Origin of the sequence: Streptomyces sp. NPDC000410, assembly GCF_040300305.1 — a bacterium.
In the GTDB taxonomy this organism is placed as follows: domain Bacteria; phylum Actinomycetota; class Actinomycetes; order Streptomycetales; family Streptomycetaceae; genus Streptomyces.
This window is the reverse complement of sequence record NZ_JBEPDM010000001.1, coordinates 213,440-230,977: the sequence shown is the minus strand read 5'-3', so window position 1 is coordinate 230,977 and position 17,538 is coordinate 213,440. Positions and strand designations below refer to the sequence as shown.

Below are 17,538 nucleotides of genomic sequence, written 5' to 3'. Positions count from 1 at the left end.
TCTGTCAGGTCACTGTGAAGAGGAACACCGCCGCGAGCCCGGCGGTCGCCATCCCGCACCCGGCCACCAGCACCACGCACTGCAGGACCGGCGACCAGCTGCCGCGCCCGGCGATGGTCGCGGTGCGCTCGGGGGAGGCGGGGTCGTACGCCACCATCACCCGCGTACCGGTCCGCATGGACCAGCCGGCCAGGTCCTCGAACTCGACCTCCCGCCCCTCACGGGTACGGAAGACGAAGAAGTGCCGGTGCGCGTCGTTGTTTTCGCCCCGCTCGGTCTCTATCCGCACGCATTCGCCCTCCGCGCGTTCGCCGTGCCGCACCGAGCGCAGCACGATGAACAGGCGGCGCGCGTACTTGCCCGTCAGCCATCCGAAGAGCGTGATCATGCCGCCGAAGAAGAGGTACTCGCCGCCCGGAACGTCCATGCCGGCCGCCCCCTATCCCTTGAGGACCGTCACCGACTCGACGATCTTCTTCAGATCGCCGTCGTCGAGCCGGCCCTCCACGGCGTCGATCCGCACCGCGTACGCCTTCTTCCGCGCGTCCAGACCCGCGACGATCACTCCCGCCACCCGGTCCCCCTTCTCCGTGAACTCGAAGTCGATCCGGCGGGCCTCCTGCCGGCCGTCCGGGCCCACGACCTGGATCTCCTTCTGGCCCTTCAGCGTGGAGCCGAGCGCGATACCGGCCTCGGCACCGATCGCCGCCTCCTCCGCCGAATCGGCCTCGGTGAAGTCCAGCTGGACGGTGATCATGCCGACCGGCTTGCCGCCCTCGCTGAGCGTGGCCGCCGCCGCGTTGTGCTTGCTGCGCTCGGTGTCGCTCTGCTCCGTGAAGGAGGGCGGGCGGGCGACGGTGACGGACGCCGTCTTCAGCGTGCCCCAGCCCTCGGGCACGGCACCGGTCTCCTGCCCCGACCCGCAGCCGGTGGCGACCGCGGCCAGCAGCGCGGCGACGCCCGCGACCAGCCAGCCGTTCGTCTTCGTACTCCTCATGGCGTGTGTGCTCCTGTCCCCGGGATCAGTTCGCACAGTAGCTGTACGGCACATAGCTGCGGCTGTCTCCGCGCGGCGCCCCGAGGAACTCCGCTTCGTTGAGCATCTCCTCCTTCTTCTCGGTCGAGACCGAGAAGCCGAGGCTGAGACCCAGGTTCAGTTCGAAGCCGTACTCCGCCGCCTCGGTCTGGCCCGTGTACGTCGTCCGGCTCGACAGGCCCTCGTCGAAGAGCAGCTGCCCGAACTTGTCATCGTTCCCCGGCCGCTTCGTCGGGGCGTGGTCGTCGAACATGTAGGTGAACGGCATCCCGTACTTCCCGTTGCCGTCCAGCCACTCCTGCGCGATCGCGCGCTGCTTGGCTCCCTCGGCGCCCGGCGGGATCACCACGGAGTTGGTGATGACCTCGATCCCGGTCTCGTGCTCGCCGCCCTTCACGCCGCCGCTGCCGCCGCGCTTGTCGTCGTCCTCCTTGCCGTTGTCGCCGCCGACCTTGGCCCCGTCCTTGGTGGCGCCCTTCTCGACCGTGCGGGTCATGTCGATCCGCAGCAGCTCGCCCGTCTTCTTGTCGTGGGTGACGGTGATGGTGCCGGTCTGGGTGGTGTTCGCGGACGACTCCCCGCTGACCGGCCCGGCCTCGTACCCCACCTTGGTGCCGTACTCGATCGACGCGCTGTACGTGTACGCCTTGGTGCCCTTGTAGTTGTTGTCGGTCCAGGTCGCCTCGGGCGAGAACTTGAAGTTGCCGCCGAGCGTCGCGCTCAGCTTCTTCTCGTCCCCGGCGGACAGCTTGAGACCGGCCGAGGCGCTCGTCTCGATGGCGACCTTGCCGTAGCTGATGTGCCGGTTGCCGAGCTTCTCCTCGATGCGGTTGCGCAGCTTCTCCTCCTCGGCCATGGGCCCCTTCCCGAAGAGGTAGAGGAGGCTGTTGCCGAGCCCGCCGCCGTGGGCGTTGGAGTGCCGGTTGGCCAGCTCGTACGTCTTGAGCTTCTCGATGTCGTCCCGGAAGGCCTTGGCGTCCGCCTCGCTGTCGAACACCCAGGTGTCCCCGTTGGTCACCTTGATCCCGGCTCCCAGCTCGACCGTGTCGGACCCGAACTTGCCGACCTTGGCGCCCGGCTTCCAGTCCTTCTTGGCGGCGATCGACGCGGCGTCGGTGAAGGTCATGAAGACCTGCTGGTCGTTCTCGTCGACCTTGCCGTCCTTGTTGATGTCGGTCTTGGCCTGGAAGACCTGCTGCTGGAAGCCGTACTCCTCGCCCCACTCGATGAACAGGAACTTCCCCTTGGCGCCGACCTTGTCGCTGATCGAGGAGATCTGACAGAGCGGCGGCTCGTAGTCGGCGTCGGTGCGGGGGCGGGCCTGGTTCGTGGTGCCGTCACCGGATCCGCAGGCGCCTCCGGTGATCACACACCGGATCTTGTCGCCGATCACCTGGCCGACGCCCGTGACGCTGACCGCGCCGATGATCGCGATGGCGACCACGAGCATGCCGATGTACTCGGTGCCGGTGACGCCGCGATCGTCGAAGCGGTGACCGCGGCGCTGTCCGCCGGGTCTGTGAGCGGGCGGTATCCGCCCTTCCTGATCCATCCGACGCCCCCTGAGACGGTGTTGCTTCCCCTGACCGGAACGGGAGATTACGCAGCGAACGGATGAGCGGGCGTGGGTCCTGGGACCCCATTCCGGGCCCAGACGAAGGATTGGGTCCGATGCGGAAGATCGGAATCGATCTTGCTGAATCCTTTGATCACCTCGGGGTTTCCCGCAATTCGGTGGTGAGCATTGCGTGCGGGTTGCCTTACTGGGACCTGAAAGGTGTTCTCTGCCCCGGAGGACGTGGATAAGGTGCTGCCACCAGAAGCATTGATGCAGGAGGGAACTGCGGCCATCGGGACGCCGAAGGCCGGAGCCGAACGGGGAACCTGTGCCGACCGCAATCGCCGTCACCAGCGCTGACCTGGTGTTACCACCGACGGACCAACAAACACCGCCCGCCGCACTGCTGCACGCGCCCGGCGACCAGCCGCTCGACGCGGCGCTCGCCGACATGTCCGTGCTGCTGGAGCAGCACGGTTACGTCATCGCGCTCTACCCCGCTTCCCTCGCGCCCGCCCACGAGCGCAGACTCCACACGATCAGGTCCGTCCTGGAGAGCGAACGCATCGCCCTCCTCAAACTGGACCTGCCGCCGCTCGGAGTCGCCGTCCTGGTCCGCCAGTTGCGGCAGCTGTCCATCTGCGACTTCGGCGCCGGCATCGTCGCCTCCGCGGCGCGACTGCTCTCGCACTACATCTACGCGGGCGCGGTGCTGAACTCGGTCACCAAGCTGGACCGGGTGCCGGTGAGCCTCAAGTCCCACGCCAAGTCGTGGGTGCCCGGCTCGCAGTTCGGTGTCCTCGCCACCCCCACCCCCCAGCTGATCAAGATCGGCCCCGGTGCCGGTGAACTGACCGGCCCCGAGTTCGGCACTCAACTGATGGTCGCGAAGGGGCAGTTGCAGACGGACTGGGTGACCGCGACTCTCGCGCCGGGGTGGCGGGTACAGGGTCTGCAGGAGTCGGCGCTGCCGGCCGAGTCCCCGAAGTGGTGGGGCACGGCGAAGATGATCGAGTTCGCTGCCTTCCTGCCGGACATCTCCGTGGTCTACCAGCTGGTTTCGTCCGTTCGGCGAGAGGTCTGCTCCTGGTGCGGAATCGAACTCATCGGTGATCGCTGCGGGTTCTGCTCGGCGCCGCTGGCACCGCCCGAGAACCAATCCCACGCCTCCGGTGTCCTCAATCAGGGGGCTTCCACACACCAAGGCTCATAGCCGACGACGGGAAGCGCCCCGGTAGGCGCATCTCCCGGACCCGGTCCTCGCAGCTCGACACGTGCACAGTTCTGATCCCTGTCCACTCCGTCCACGCTCCTGAACGAGGTTCTCCCGCCCATGAATTCACGTCAGCGTCGCGGCGTCATCCTTCTGCTCCTGTCGGTTCTCTGCGCCTTCGGCGTGTTCGCCGGCGTCCTGTCCGTCATCAGCGACGTGAACTCGAAGGTCGGGCCGGAGGTCGAGGCGTACCAGTTCAAGGCCGATGTAGCCCCTTATACGGCGCTGGACGCGAAACAGTTCGAAAAGATCAAGGTACCCAAGAGGTGGCTCTCGAAAAACGCGGTCACCGACCTCGCGGTGGTCGACGGAAAGATCGCGGTGACCCAGCTCAAGAAGGGGTCCCTGCTCCAGGACGACATGTTCATCAAGAAGCCGGCCCTCGGCAATGACGAGCAGGAAATCGCGATCATGATCGACGCCGCCACCGGAGTCGCGGGCAAGATCTTCCCGGGAGCGCTGGTCAACATCTTCGCCACCTTCCCCGGCAAGAACGAGGGGGAGAAGGACCAGTCGCGGATCATCGTGGCCAACGCCAAGGTGATCGACGTCGGCAAGCTCACGGCCCTGGAACCGCGCGGCGACGACCGCGCCGCCCAGCCCGCCAAAGCCGTTCCCATCACGTTCGCGCTGAACACGAAGGACGCACAACGGCTCGCCTACGCCGAGTCGTTCGCCGAGCACGTGCGACTGGCCCTGCTCGGCAAGGGCAACCCGATCACCCTCGGTCCTGGCGACGGCACGTACACCCTCGACGAAGACAAGAACAAGTGAGGGCTGAATGACGACACGCATCCTCCCGGCCGTCGGCGACGCCGACGCCGCGCGGTCCATCACCACCCTGCTGAGCCAGCTCCCCGACGCGGAGCCGGCCAGCCCCGTCGGTGACTCGACCACGCTCCTCGACACCCTGGCCAGGCTGGCCGGGGAGTCGATCGACGAGCTGCCGGAGGTCGTCCTGGTCCATGAGCGGATCGGGCCGGTACCGGCACTCGAAGTGATCAGGGAGGTGGCCCTCCGCTTTCCGGCGGTGGGCGTCGTACTCATCACCGCCGATGCCAGCCCCGGGCTGTTCTCGGCCGCCATGGACTCCGGGGCGCGGGGCCTGATAGGTCTCCCGCTCAGCTACGAGGAGCTCGTCACCCGCGTCCAGGCGGCCGCCGCCTGGTCCGTGGGCGTACGCCGCCACCTCGGCCAGGGCAACGACGTCTTCACCGGCCCCGGCGGCACCGTCGTCGCCGTGGCCGGAAGCAAGGGCGGCGTGGGCGCGACCCTCGTCGCCGTCCAGCTCGCCCTGGCGGCCCGCGCCTCCGGGCAGAACACGGCACTCGTCGACATGGACCTCCAGGCCGGCGACGTCGCCTCCTACCTGGACGTGCAGTTCCGCCGCTCCATCGTGGACCTCGCCGACATCCAGGACATCTCCCCCCGCGTCCTCCAGGACGCGGTCTTCAACCACCAGACCGGTCTCGGCCTGCTCCTGGCACCCGGCGAGGGCGAGCGCGGCGAAGAGGTCACCGACCGCGTCGCCCGCCAGATCGTCAGCGCCCTGCGCCAGCGCTACCAGGTCGTCGTCATCGACTGCGGCGCCCAGATGAACGCCGCCAACGCGACCGCCGTCGAGATGGCCGACGCGGCGGTGCTCGTCACCACCCCCGACGTCGTGGCCGTACGCGGAGCCAAACGCATGGTCCGCCTCTGGGACCGGCTCCAGATCCGCAAGGCGGAGGAGACCGTCACGCTCGTCAACCGCTACAACCGCACCACCGAGATCCAGCCGCCGCTGGTCGAACGGATCACCGGCACCCGGGTGGCGCGTGTCGCCGTCCCGGCGAACTTCAAGGAACTCCAGGGAGCGGTCGACGCGGGCCGTATGCAGGACCTGGAGTCCAAGAGCACGGTCAAGCAGGCGCTGTGGGCCCTGGCGGGCGAGCTCGGCCTCGTCAAGTCCGCGGAGAACGAAGGCAAGGGCGGGAAGTCCGCGAACGACCGGGGGTCACTCGCCTTCGGCCGCCGGTCGCGCGGCGACACATCGAGAGACGGGAAGAGGGGGACAGGGGGATGAGTACAGAACGGCTCGCGTTACTCCGACCCGGCAGGCGCCACCGCGGCCGCGACCGGGGCCAGACGGCGGTCGAGTTCGTGGGCATGCTGCCGATCATCCTGGGCACGTGCGTGGTGCTGTGGCAGGCGGTCCTGTTCGGGTACGCGTACACGCTCGCGGGGAACGTCGCCGACGAGGCGGCGCACACCGCGGCGGTCCGGCACGACTACCAGGATCGCCAGGCCCAGTGCGACGAGGGCGCCAGGGAAGGGCTGGCGGACCGCTCGTTCACCCTGACCTACATCAACTGCACACCCGACGGCGCCGGGCAGGTCCAGGCCAAGGTCAAGCTCGCCGTACCGGTGCTCTTCCCGGGATTCATCGACTTTCCGTTCACGGTGCCCGGCGAAGCCAGTTCGCCGGAGGAGGGCTGAGCGATGTCTTCCCTGGCCATCACGCGCCGAAAGGACCGCGGGCAGACGGCGGTCGAGTTCATCGGCTTCCTGCCGATCCTGATGATCGTCTGCTACGCCGTGATCCAGCTCGGCATCGCCGCGTACGCGGTCCAGCAGGCGGGCACCGCCGCCCGCGCCGCGGCCCGGATCGAGTCCCACGACAACGCGGGCGACCCGGTCGCCGGGGGCCGGGCGGCCGTGGACGACATGTTCCAGGACGGCACCGACATCACCGTGAGCGGCGCCTTCTCCGACGAGGCGCGGGCGACCGCGACCGTGGAGATCCCGTCACTCATCCCGGGCCTCTTCGAGTTCGACCCTATCGAACGCTCGGCCACCTTCCCCCGCGACTGACCCACCGGCTGACGAACCACCCAGCACAGTCAAGGAGCTGACGAATGAGTCTTCTGGAGCGCAGGGGCGCGCCCGAGGAGAACGGCGGGAGCCGTGAGGACGGCCACCTCGTCGCCACCTACCGGGCCAAGCTCCTCCAGGAGATCGACCTCGCCGAGATGTCGGCACTGGCGGCCGCCGAGCGCCGCGTGCGCCTGGAGCGCGTGCTGGGCCACATCATCAGCCGCGAGGGTCCCGTGCTCTCCACCGTCGAGCGCGCCCAGCTCATTCGCCGGGTCGTCGACGAAGCTCTCGGTCTCGGCATCCTCGAACCGCTCCTCGAAGACGCGTCCGTCTCCGAGATCATGGTCAACGGACCCGACCAGATCTTCGTGGAGCGCGGCGGCCGGGTGGAGCTGCTGCCCATGCGCTTCGCCTCCAACGACCAGCTGATGCAGACCATCGAGCGCATCGTCTCCACGGTCAACCGCCGGGTGGACGAGGCGAACCCCATGGTCGACGCCCGCCTCCCCAGCGGCGAGCGCGTCAACGTGATCATCCCGCCGCTGTCGCTGACCGGCGCGACCCTCACCATCCGGCGCTTCCCCCGGGCCTACACCCTGCGGGAGATGATCGGTCTGGGCTCGCTGGACGAGCACATGCTCTATCTGCTCTCCGGCCTCGTCCAGGCCAAGATGAACGTCATCGTCTCGGGCGCCACCGGCACCGGAAAGACCACGCTGCTCAACGCGCTCTCCGGACTGATCCCCGAGGGCGAGCGCATCATCACCATCGAGGACTCCGCCGAGCTCCAGCTCCAGCAGTCCCATGTGATCCGGCTGGAGACCCGCCCGCCGAACGTCGAGGGCAACGGCCAGGTCACCATCCGCGACCTCGTCCGCAACTCCCTGCGTATGCGGCCCGACCGCATCATCGTGGGTGAGGTCCGTGGCGGCGAGACGCTCGACATGCTCCAGGCGATGTCGACCGGTCACGACGGGTCGCTCGCCACCGTCCACGCCAACAACGCCGAGGACGCGCTGATGCGTCTGCAGACCCTCGCCTCGATGTCCGAGGTGGAGGTCCCCTTCGCCGCGCTCCAGGACCAGATCAACAGCGCGCTCGACGTCATCGTCCAGCTCACCCGGCACGCCGACGGCTCCCGCAAGATCACCGAGATCGCGATCCTCGCCTCCCACGGCCGGGAGGCCTTCAAGATCATCACGGTCTGCAAGTTCCACGCCCAGCCCATGGCCGCCGACGGAAAGATCCACGGCCACTTCGAGTACTACCCGCTCCCGCGCCGCATCGCCGACCGCCTGTACATGGCCAGCCAGCCCATCCCCCAGGCCTTCGGTGTCGCACAGTCCGACGATCAGCTCGCCACCCGTGAAGCCAAGTAGCCAGTAGGAAGCCAGGAATGGATAACCTCGCTCAGCTGACGATCGGTGCCACGCTGCTCTTCTGCGTGCTCGCGACCGCGGGAGTCCACACGTACGCATCGGGCAAGGCGCAGCGCGAAGCCCTCGTGCACCGCCTGTCCTCCACCCAGCAGATCCCGCTCGGGCGGCGGCGCCGCTTCACCGGCGTGGACCGCAGGCTGAAGCGGACCGGCGTCGGCAAGAAGATCGAGAACAGGCTGGCGGCCACCGGCCTGGACCTCACCCCGGGTGAGTTCTTCGTCTACATGCTCGCGGCCGTGGCCGGGTTCTGGCTGGTGGCCAGCTCCCTGCTGGCCGCCTTCTTCGGCCCCATCGCCGCCGCCATCGCCCTGTGGGCGGCCTTCGCGTTCCTCAACTGGCAGCGGCAGAAGCGCATCGAGCGGTTCATCAACCAGCTCCCCGAACTCTCCCGCATCCTCGCCAACGCCACCCAGGCCGGGCTCGCCCTGCGGATGGCCCTCGCGATGGCCGCCGAGGAGCTGGAGGAACCGGCCGGCGAGGAACTGGGAAAGGTCGCCAACGCCCTCGCGGTCGGCCAGTCCATCGACGACGCCCTCGGCGCCCTCGCCGAGCGGCTGCCCTCCCGCGAGCTGGTCGTCCTCGTGACCACCCTGGTCCTCTCCAACCGCTCCGGCGGAACGATCGTCAGCTCCCTGCGCAACCTCACCATCACGTTGGAGGAGCGCAAGGAGACCCGGCGTGAGGTGCGTACGCAGCTGTCCCAGGTCACCGCCACCGCCTACATCGTTCCGGCCATGGGCCTGCTGATGCTGATGTTCATGGACAACATGTGGCCGGGCGCGCTCGACAAGATAACGGCCTCCGGCCTCGGACAGGCCGTCGTCCTCATGTCGCTCGGGCTCTACGGCCTCGGCTTCTTCCTCGTCCGCCGTCTCGCCAAGATCGAAGTCTGAGGGAGGAGGAGACGCCATGGGACTGCTCCTCGCACTCGTCGCAGGGCTGTGCATCGTCGGGATCTTCTACGGCGTGCGGCTCTACCGCGCCGACGCCAAACTCCCGTCCGACCTCGCCCTCGCCCTCGAAGTCGGCTCCACCCGCACCAGCGCGGTCGGCTCCGGCCTCGACCGCATGGGCATGCGCTTCGCCCCCGCCGTGCTGCGCATGATGGGCCCCAAGCAGGTCAACAAGCTCCGCGTGAAGCTCGACATGGCCGGAAACCCCGGCGGTCTGACCGTGGACCGCTACGCGGCCAGGCGGGCCGTCTACGGCTTCATCGGCGGGCTGGGCGCCCTGGCCATGCTGACCAACGGAAGCCCGATCCTGGCCGTCATGTTCCTCGCCTTCGGTATCTGGTGGATCGAACTGGGCATCTGGTCCGCGATGCGGGAACGCAAGGCGGCCATCGAGCGCACGCTGCCCGACTTCCTCGACGTCCTCGCCGTCGTCGTCTCCGCCGGTCTCGGCTTCCGGCAGGCCCTCGACCGCGTGTCCGAGAAGTACCAGGGCCCCTGGGCCGACGAGCTCCGCATCACCCTGCGCCAGATGGACATGGGCGTCAGCCGGCGGGACGCCTTCGAACAACTCCGCAAGCGCAACTCGTCCGACCAGGTCGCCCAGTTCGTCACCGCCCTCCAGCAGGGCGAGGAGCTGGGTGCCCCGATCGTCGACACGCTGATCGCCATCGCCAACGACATGCGCCGTACGGACGCCCAGAACGCCCGGCGCCAGGCGTCCAAAGCCGTACCCAAGGCCACCGGCATCGTCACGATGCTCATGGTCCCCGCCACGATCCTGCTGATCGGCGTGGGCATGTTCCTCGGCTCCGGCCTGAGCATCGGGGGCTGACCGGATGGACCGGACGAGCAGTGAAGGAGGGGAAACACCATGGCGCTCCAGCCCGTGCACGGCCCGTCCGCGCTCATGAACGGCGGACAGCTCGTCGGCGGAGTGGGCGTGCCGGGGGCCGAAGCGGACGCGGAACCCGCGCTCAAGATCCAGCTGAGCGCGCTCCAGGCCATGTGCCGCCAGGTCTTCGGCTTCCGGCTGGCCATGATCGGCCTCGCCACGCCCTTCGCGCTGACCCGCACGGCACCGGGCTGGCCCACCCTGCTGGTGGGCCTGGCCATCCTGGTCACCTTCATGGGCTCGTACCTGCTCTTCCGCGACTGGGAGCGCTTCGGGCCGCTCCTGCTCAAGCACCCGCCACTGCTGGGCGTCGACGCGCTCTTCGGAGCGCTGCTGCTGCTCACCGCCACCCCGGCGAGCCCGCTCGCGTACGTCACGATCTGTACGCCGCTGCTCGCGGGCCTGGTCTACGGCTGGCGCGGCGCGGGGATCTTCGCCTCGCTCACGATCCTGGTCACGGTTGCCGCGTACATCGGCAACAAGGCGGTGGACGGGTCGTTCGCGGACTCCGGCCTGCTGGCCGGGCTCTGCGCGATCGTCGGCGCGGTGGGGGTCGCCCTGCGCAACATGATGCTCCGCTTCGGTACGGCGACCCAGGCACTGAGCGAGGTGAGCTCCCGGCTCGCCGTGACCGAGGCCGTCGAGGACGAACGGGCCCGCCTGGCCCGCGAAATGCACGACTCGGTGGCCAAGACCCTGCACGGCGTCGCCATGGCGGCGGACGGCCTCGCGTCGTCGGCCGACCGCATGGACCCGCTGACCGTCCGGCATCAGGCGGAGATCGTCGCCAGGTCCGCCCGCCGGGCGGCGGCGGAATCGCGTGAGCTGCTCTCCGACCTGCGGCGGCAGAACGAGCTGGGATCCACGGGTGTCGACGTCGTCAAGGAACTGGGCGCCCGCACCGATGACTTCGCCAGACGGACCGGCCTGCGGGCCGCCTGGCGGCTGCTCGGGGACGGCCAGGTCCCCGAGGTCCCGCACGCTGTCGCCCGCCAGCTGCTGACCATCGCCTCCGAGGCCATGGAGAACGCCCACCGGCATGCCCACCCGAGCTATGTGGACGTCGCGGTGGGCGTGGTGGAGGGAGCGCTCCGTATCAGCGTGTACGACGACGGCCCCGGGCTGCCGCCCGGCACGACGCTCGACGAGCTGAAGCGGGCCGGCCATTTCGGGCTGGTCGGCATGGTCGAGCGCGCGGCGGGCATCGGCGCCCGGATCCGTATCGGGAGAGGACGCGCGACCCGTGGCACCGAAGTACGTCTGGAGATCCCCGTCAACGCCCTGCTGCCGTTCGGGCAGCAGGCCCAGTACGCCCCACCGCTCGCCAGTTGATCCATCACTGTTCGTCCCCCTACACCCGAGAGGAGGCCGCACCCATGCCGGACGACATCTCCTACACCTCAGGGCAGCAGCACGCGCCCTCGTCCCACGTGTCCCAGCACACGTCGTCGCACAGCACACCGATCCGCTCCGAGCACACCCCCGCGAGCGTTCCGCTCCCCCCACAGGCAGCGGCATCCGGAGGCTTCCCAGCCCTCCCCACCCCGGCCGCGCCGACCCCCCTGCGGGTCGTCGTCGCGGACGACAACCCCGTCGTACGGGCAGGCCTTCAGGTCCTGCTCTCCGGCCGTGACGACATCACCGTCGTCGCGGAGGCGGCGGACGGCCGCCAGGCCTACGAGGCCGCCCAGCAGCACCGGCCGGACGTCGTGCTCCTGGACGTCCGCATGCCCGGAGTCGACGGCATCTCCGCGCTGCCGCACCTCGTGCGCATCGCACCGGTGATGATGCTGACCTACAGCCGCGAGAGCGAGATCGTGCAGGAGGCCCTGCGCCTGGGCGCGGGCGGCTACCTGGTGCACGGCGAGTTCACGGCCGACCAGCTCGTGGGCGCCGTGCGGGACATCAGGGAGGGCCGCGCCCACTTCACGGCCTCGGCGGCGAACGCGCTGCTGGCCCATATGCGGGGCGGGGCGGCGCCGGGCGGGCCGCAGCCGCTGCCGGAGGGACTGGGGCAGGCCTTCACGGGCGGCGGTGCGGGGGCGGGCCGAACCGTGCCCGCCCAGCCGGATGCTGCAACTGCACACGGTGGATATCCGCAGACGGAACAGTCGCAGATGGCCAACACCGGCTCCCAGAGCGGCTCTTATGTCTCGAATAGGTTGCAGACGCAGACGGCTACTTCGCATGTGCAATCGAATGTGTCACAGTCTGTGGGAGTGCGGCGGGACCCCGGCCCGCACCCGGCACGGTCGAAGGAAGAGTTCGGTCTGAGTTCGAGGGAGGTGGAGGTGATGGACCTGATCGCGGCCGGCATGACCAATCAGCAGATCGCCGCCACCTGCTTCATCAGCGAGAAGACCGTCAAGAACCACATCAACCGCATCTTCGCCAAGCTGCACAGCGCCAGTCGGAGCGAGGCCATCGCCGTCTGGCTGGGCACGGCACGCGGCCACGGAAGCCACGGCGGACCCGGTGGCGACGACCGAAGGGGGCCGGGCGGCCATGCGTGAGCGGGGGGAGGCGTCGCGTGTGGGCCACCGGGCCCACACCGCCAACTGGGGGGCCCAAACTCGGCTTTGGGCCTTGGAATGGGCCCTGGGGCCCTCTTCCGGGACCCCCGATCCGGCGTACGTTTCTCGTGTCGAAAGGGGCACCGGCCAGGAGGAAGCCGGAGCCGCGGACGACACCACAGAGACTTACGAACCGGCCGGTGAGCGGCCGGCCGGACCCGGAGGGGAACACCATGAGCAACTGGAAGAACACCACCGTCGCGTACCTGCAGGCCCGCTTCAACGTGAAGAGCGACAAGGGGCAGACGGCCGTCGAGTACATCGGCATGCTGATCGCGGTCATCGCGATCATCGCTGTGGTGGCCGGTATGACGGACATCGGTACCACGATCGGCGACAAGATCCGCGAGGCGGTCGAGGGCATCGGCGGCTGATCGGGGCAGTGAATCCGAAGCTCCGCGAGGCAGGGCAGGCTTTCCCCATCTACATCACGGTGGTGGCGAGCCTGCTCTTCCTCGCGTTTGCGTACTTCGTGGTCGGCAAGGCCGCGGACAAACGCAATGACGCTCAGGGTGCCGCCGACGCCGCCGCGCTGGCAGCAGCCCAGGATGCTCGTGATCAGCTCAGGGGTGCTCTTCTCGGGTCCGTCCTGAATCCGACCGACTGGGAGGACCTGGTCGAGGGCCGGGGGTTCGGGGCCGGGCGGTGCTTCACGGCCGCCGACCGGTTCGCCAAGGAGAACGACTCCAAGGTGACCGCCTGCGATCCGTACTTCGGCTCCCGATGGGGATTCACCGTCGAGGTGGAGACCCTCGGGTCCGTTGGCGAATCGGTGGTCCCCGGGACCGAGAACAAGAAGGGCACGGCGCGGGCTCGGGCCGTCATCGAGCCCCGATGCTCCTTCAAAGCCGCTCCCAAGCCGGAGGACGGCGAGGACCCCGACGAGGGCGCGGGGAACGACAAGCCGGTGTTCCCGGGCACGTTGACCTGCGACGGCACGCCCATCGACTTGGAGAAGCTCGACTTCTTCCCCGAAGCGGCGGATCTTTTCAGGGTCCGACTTGTTGATGCCGACGACTGACCGAGCGAACCAATTAACCCATCAGTAGTGGAGATGAGCATGCGGAAGAACTCGCTGACCTGGCGGGCGGCGGCGGCCGCCACCGCGGTGGTCGCACTTGCCCTGGGCCTGACGGCGTGTGGTGGCGATGACCCCAAGTCGAACGAATCGTCGAACGGGCAGTCGCAGTCGCCGACCGACAAGGGCAAGGGGAGCAACGCCACGCCGCAGGAGTCCGAGAGCGTGATCGCCACGATCCAGGGCCCGGAATCGGTCACTCTTGACATCACTGCGGTGGAGCGGGACTCCGGCGGGTTCTTGACCGTGAAGGGCGTGCTCAAGAACAGCGGCACGCAGAGCTACTCCCGGACCAGTGTGTGGTCCGGACCCGAGGTCGAGATCATCAGGGGTGCCGGGGGCAGCTCGCTCGGTGGCGCGACCCTCGTCGACAAGGGCGAGAAGAAGCGCTACTACATTCTCCGCGACACCGAGAACAGGCCATTGGCGAGCACGGGCATCGGCACCCTGAAGGCAAACACCCAGACCCCGGTGTTCATGCAGTTCCCCGCCCCGCCGGCCAGCACCACGGAGGTGGACTTCCTCCTGCCGACGTTTGCCGCCACCACCCTCAAGCTTGCGGGTGAGTGACCTGATGGCGACCGCAATGCTCACGCGCCGCCGTCTCACTCTGGTGAGCACGGGGGCCCTGGTACTGACCCTGGCAGTCGGCCCGTCGGCTCTGGCGGACGACAGCCCTTATCCTTCCGCGACGTCCGTCGCGACAGAGAAGGTCGACGTCAACGATCCCGATCTGAAGATGGTGGACGGTGCCACGCTCGCACCCCCCAAGGTGCTTGAGATCAAGACGGTCGTGGGCGATGAGGGTGGCAACGAACAGCGCGAGGACTCCAACTCCAACGTCAAGTTCAACCTGCAGGCCGAAGTCCTCTTCGGCAAGGACAGCGCGAAGCTCAGCCCGCTTGCGAACTCCCGGATCAAGACGATCGCCGAAGAGATCAAGAAGCAGAGCGCCAAGAGGGTGCGGGTCTTCGGCTTCACGGACAACCTCGGCTCGTCGGCACACGGAGATGTGCTCTCCAAGCAGCGGGCCGACGCGGTCCACAGCGTGCTGGTGAAGGAGCTCGGCTCCTCCGGCATCACCTTCGAGGTCCGGGGCTACGGCGAGCAGTACCCGATCGCCGACAACGCCGAGGAAGAGGGCCGCAAGAAGAACCGTCGCGTGGAGGTCTCCTTCCCGCGCGGTGCGAACTGACGCAGCGACGACACCGGGAGGCCGGGCCACAGCTCCTTTGTGGCCCGGCCTCTCGCTGTCCGGAGTCCCCGCTTGCTTTTGGGCCCTGGGGCCCATGACGCCCGCGCAATGAAGCCCTAGTGTCCGAATTATGGCTGTAACGGGTGGCGGAATCGCGGGAGTTGGCGGCCTGGGGGCGGCTGGCGGCACGGGCGCGCTGCCGCCGATGCCCGGAGCGGGCAGACAGCCGATGCCGAGGGCGTTGCGGGCCGCACTCGGGGTGCTCTACGCGTTGTTCGCGTTCACCGCCCTGGGCGGGGTCGGGTTGCTGATAGCCGCGGCCTCCGCGGGTGTGGTGGACGGCGAGCTTCTCGGGCTGCTGATCTACGGTGCCCTGCCGGGAGTCGCCGGGCTGGTTCTGGCGCGGTGGGCGTGGTTCGGCGGGGTGTGGGTGTGGCGAGGGCTGCTCGCCGTCCAGGTCTGGCTCGTGCTCGGCGCCTTCGGGTCGCTGAGCGACGGCAGCGGCCGTGGCGTGACCCAGCTGGTGTTGCCCGTCCTGGCGATCGTGCTGCTGTGCCGAGGGGCGTCGCGCGAGTGGTTCCACCTGGAGGAGTCGGAGCGGGAGGAGCGTCGCGCGTTCAGCGTCGCGCGGATGATCCGGTGGCGGCGGGACGAGGCGCAGACGTCGGTGGAGTACATCGGCCTGCTCCTGATCGTGAGCGCCGTCATCGCGGGTCTGGTGACGGCCGGATACACGACGGAGGTCGGGCGGTCGGTCAGCGCGAAGATCTGCGAGGCCATCGGCACGAGCTGCGGTGGGACCGGCGGGGACGGCGGCGACGACGGTACGGAGGTCGAAGCCGGTGACGGTACGGACACCGGAGGCGACGCGGACAGCGGCGGAACCGGCAACGACGCCGACCCCGACGGCGAGGGCGAGACCGGCGGAACGGGCACGCGCGACGAGGAAGCCCCCGGCAACGACGAGGGCAACGACGAAGCCGGCGACGAGGGCAACGACAACGACGGTGGCGAGGACGGGGAAGGCGGGGAAGGCGGGGAAGACGGGGAAGACGGCGGCGACGAGCAGGACGGTGGCGAGAGCTGCACGTCCGGCTTCGGCGCGTTCTTCTCCTGCGCCGCCGACCAGGTCGGCGGGTTCTTCGAAGGCGTGGTCGTCGACGGCATCGGTAGTGACCTCACCGGAATCTTCGATGTGATCACCAGCCCCGTCGAGTCCTGGAACGGCCTGATGGACTACGGCAAGAGCCTGGGTGACCAGTGGCTCAAGGACTCCGCGGGCGCCGCCGACAAGTGGGCCAAGGGCGACTACCTCGGTGCCATCTGGGACTGGGGCGGGGCCTCCCTCGGCGTGGGCGGGACCGTCCTCTACGACGTCTTCATCGGCGACGAGGTCGCCGACATGTGGAAGAAGGGCGACTACGGCCAGGCGGTCGGCACGGTCCTGTGGAACATCGGATCGGTCTTCATCCCCGGTTACGGCGAGGCGAAGATCATCGGCAAGCTCGGAAAGCTGGGCAAGCTCGGGAAACTCGGCGGCCTCGCCGACAAGGCCGCCGACGCGGCCAAGGCGGCCCGTGAGGCGGCGAAGAAGGGCGACGTCGACGGCGCGAAGCGGGCGGCGGACGAGGCGCAGCAGCACGCCGACGAGGCCGCCGAGAAGGCCAGGGAGGCCGGCTGCACGATCGCGATGGGCGGTCGCCCGGTCCCGTACGGCCCGAAGACAGGCGCCGGCGGCCGTGACGTCCACGCGATCCACGGGGTCGCCGGGTCGGGAACGGGAGTGCTGGCCGCCGGAGCTCCGCCGCGGGTCGTCGTGGCCCTGGCCAAGATGTGCCCGCCCGACGGAGACGCCGCCGAGACGGCGCGCAAGGCCCAGCAGGAGGCCCTCGACGCGCAGGCCGAGGCGGCGAAGGCGGCGCTGCGCAAGAGTGGTTCGTCCGTTCCGGACGACCAGATCGACGGGCTGGTGGACCGGGCCGTGGACAATCCGACGAACAAGCAGATCAGCAAGAAGCAGGCCGCGGAGGCCCTGGACGACATCGCGGACCTCGCGGGCCGGAACAACGTGAACAAGCAGGCGTCGGGCGCCCTCGAAGGCAAGGTCGTCAACGCCAAGGACGCCGACAAGCTCGACGAGGCACGGGCCGAGGTGCACGCCGTCCAGCGCGCGGCCGACGATGCCGCACCGGGGACGCAGGTGGATGCCGGAGTCGGTCTGGAAATGAACCGTAAGCAGGCCGACCTGGGCAACGGCGAGAAGGTCGATCTCGGGGACATCCCCGACGCCGATGTCGTCTACAAGGCGAAGGACGGCACGATCCATGTGAAGGAGGTCAAGAACGCCGGGTCCGCCACGCGCAAGCCCGAGTTCGCCAGGCAGGTCGAGCGGATGAAGAGGTGGGAGGCGCAGCAGCCGGGGCGCAAGGCCACCGTCGAGATCGAGACCACCGACCGCTGGACCAGCATCTTCAGCGAGTTCAAGCCCAAGAAGGACGCGCGTACGGCCGCGGGTGAGATGGCGAGGAACGGTGTGGACGCGAAGATCGGCGGCCACCGCCTCACCGCGAGTCAGATGCAGAGGATGCAAGCTGAGATCAACACGCGCTCCAAGAACGGGACCATGGACTGGTCGAAGATGAAGGATCCGCAGAGCGCGAAGCAGTATCTGGGTGTCGAGTGAGG

General features: G+C 68.8%; 18 protein-coding genes. 15 read left to right on the top strand and 3 right to left on the bottom strand.

The window, feature by feature from the left end; translation table 11 throughout:
• Positions 1–4 precede the first annotated feature (4 nt).
• Genes ABT342_RS01070 through ABT342_RS01060 form a run of 3 tightly spaced genes read right to left on the bottom strand, consistent with a single transcriptional unit; the run spans position 5 to position 2,588 of the window.
• A complete protein-coding gene (locus tag ABT342_RS01070; protein ID WP_351565069.1) occupies positions 5–427 on the bottom strand; it encodes a DUF3592 domain-containing protein in 423 nt (140 codons plus the stop codon).
• Between the two features lie 12 nt (positions 428–439).
• Positions 440–997: a hypothetical protein gene (locus ABT342_RS01065; RefSeq protein WP_351565066.1), complete on the bottom strand. Its 558-nt coding sequence runs from the start codon at positions 995–997 to the stop codon at positions 440–442.
• A gap of 25 nt (positions 998–1,022) precedes the next feature.
• Positions 1,023–2,588 (bottom strand): hypothetical protein, encoded by a 1,566-nt coding sequence (locus ABT342_RS01060; RefSeq protein ID WP_351565063.1) that lies wholly within the window; start codon positions 2,586–2,588, stop codon positions 1,023–1,025.
• A gap of 334 nt (positions 2,589–2,922) precedes the next feature.
• On the opposite strand from ABT342_RS01060, the gene ABT342_RS01055 reads away from it, so the two are divergent.
• The 15 genes from ABT342_RS01055 (at position 2,923) to ABT342_RS00985 (ending at position 17,536) form a co-directional block, all read left to right on the top strand.
• Positions 2,923–3,807, top strand: coding sequence for a hypothetical protein (locus tag ABT342_RS01055; protein WP_351565060.1), 885 nt, complete (start codon positions 2,923–2,925; stop codon positions 3,805–3,807).
• Between the two features lie 120 nt (positions 3,808–3,927).
• The gene (gene cpaB / locus ABT342_RS01050; protein WP_351565058.1) at positions 3,928–4,641 is read left to right on the top strand and encodes a Flp pilus assembly protein CpaB; all 714 of its coding nucleotides are present in this window, start codon (positions 3,928–3,930) and stop codon (positions 4,639–4,641) included.
• Positions 4,642–4,648: 7 nt separating this feature from the next.
• Entirely contained in the window at positions 4,649–5,932 is a 1,284-nt protein-coding gene (locus ABT342_RS01045) for a CpaE/TadZ family protein (protein WP_351565056.1), read from the top strand.
• The gene (locus tag ABT342_RS01040) at positions 5,929–6,345 is read left to right on the top strand and encodes a TadE/TadG family type IV pilus assembly protein (RefSeq protein WP_351565054.1); all 417 of its coding nucleotides are present in this window, start codon (positions 5,929–5,931) and stop codon (positions 6,343–6,345) included. Before ABT342_RS01045 ends, ABT342_RS01040 begins: the two co-directional genes overlap by 4 nt.
• A 3-nt stretch (positions 6,346–6,348) precedes the next feature.
• On the top strand, positions 6,349–6,720 hold the full coding sequence (locus ABT342_RS01035; protein ID WP_351565051.1) for a TadE family protein: 372 nt from the start codon (positions 6,349–6,351) through the stop codon (positions 6,718–6,720).
• Positions 6,721–6,764: 44 nt separating this feature from the next.
• Complete coding sequence (locus ABT342_RS01030; RefSeq protein ID WP_351565050.1) at positions 6,765–8,102, top strand: TadA family conjugal transfer-associated ATPase; 1,338 nt, start codon at positions 6,765–6,767, stop codon at positions 8,100–8,102.
• 17 nt (positions 8,103–8,119) lie between these two features.
• The gene (locus ABT342_RS01025; protein WP_351565047.1) at positions 8,120–9,055 is read left to right on the top strand and encodes a type II secretion system F family protein; all 936 of its coding nucleotides are present in this window, start codon (positions 8,120–8,122) and stop codon (positions 9,053–9,055) included.
• A 16-nt stretch (positions 9,056–9,071) separates the two neighbouring features.
• On the top strand, positions 9,072–9,947 hold the full coding sequence (locus tag ABT342_RS01020; RefSeq protein ID WP_351565044.1) for a DUF5936 domain-containing protein: 876 nt from the start codon (positions 9,072–9,074) through the stop codon (positions 9,945–9,947).
• Positions 9,948–9,986: 39 nt separating this feature from the next.
• A complete protein-coding gene (locus ABT342_RS01015) occupies positions 9,987–11,339 on the top strand; it encodes a sensor histidine kinase (protein WP_502965435.1) in 1,353 nt (450 codons plus the stop codon).
• 44 nt (positions 11,340–11,383) lie between these two features.
• Positions 11,384–12,520, top strand: coding sequence for a response regulator (locus ABT342_RS01010; protein WP_351565042.1), 1,137 nt, complete (start codon positions 11,384–11,386; stop codon positions 12,518–12,520).
• Between the two features lie 233 nt (positions 12,521–12,753).
• Positions 12,754–12,954, top strand: a complete 201-nt coding sequence (locus ABT342_RS01005; RefSeq protein ID WP_351565039.1) for a hypothetical protein — start codon at positions 12,754–12,756, stop codon at positions 12,952–12,954.
• An 8-nt stretch (positions 12,955–12,962) separates the two neighbouring features.
• The gene (locus ABT342_RS01000; protein ID WP_351565036.1) at positions 12,963–13,601 is read left to right on the top strand and encodes a pilus assembly protein TadG-related protein; all 639 of its coding nucleotides are present in this window, start codon (positions 12,963–12,965) and stop codon (positions 13,599–13,601) included.
• Positions 13,602–13,640: 39 nt separating this feature from the next.
• Positions 13,641–14,228 (top strand): hypothetical protein, encoded by a 588-nt coding sequence (locus tag ABT342_RS00995; protein WP_351565033.1) that lies wholly within the window; start codon positions 13,641–13,643, stop codon positions 14,226–14,228.
• A 4-nt stretch (positions 14,229–14,232) separates the two neighbouring features.
• The gene (locus ABT342_RS00990; protein WP_351565030.1) at positions 14,233–14,853 is read left to right on the top strand and encodes an OmpA family protein; all 621 of its coding nucleotides are present in this window, start codon (positions 14,233–14,235) and stop codon (positions 14,851–14,853) included.
• Positions 14,854–14,983: 130 nt separating this feature from the next.
• A complete protein-coding gene (locus ABT342_RS00985; protein WP_351565027.1) occupies positions 14,984–17,536 on the top strand; it encodes a hypothetical protein in 2,553 nt (850 codons plus the stop codon).
• Positions 17,537–17,538 lie beyond the last annotated feature (2 nt).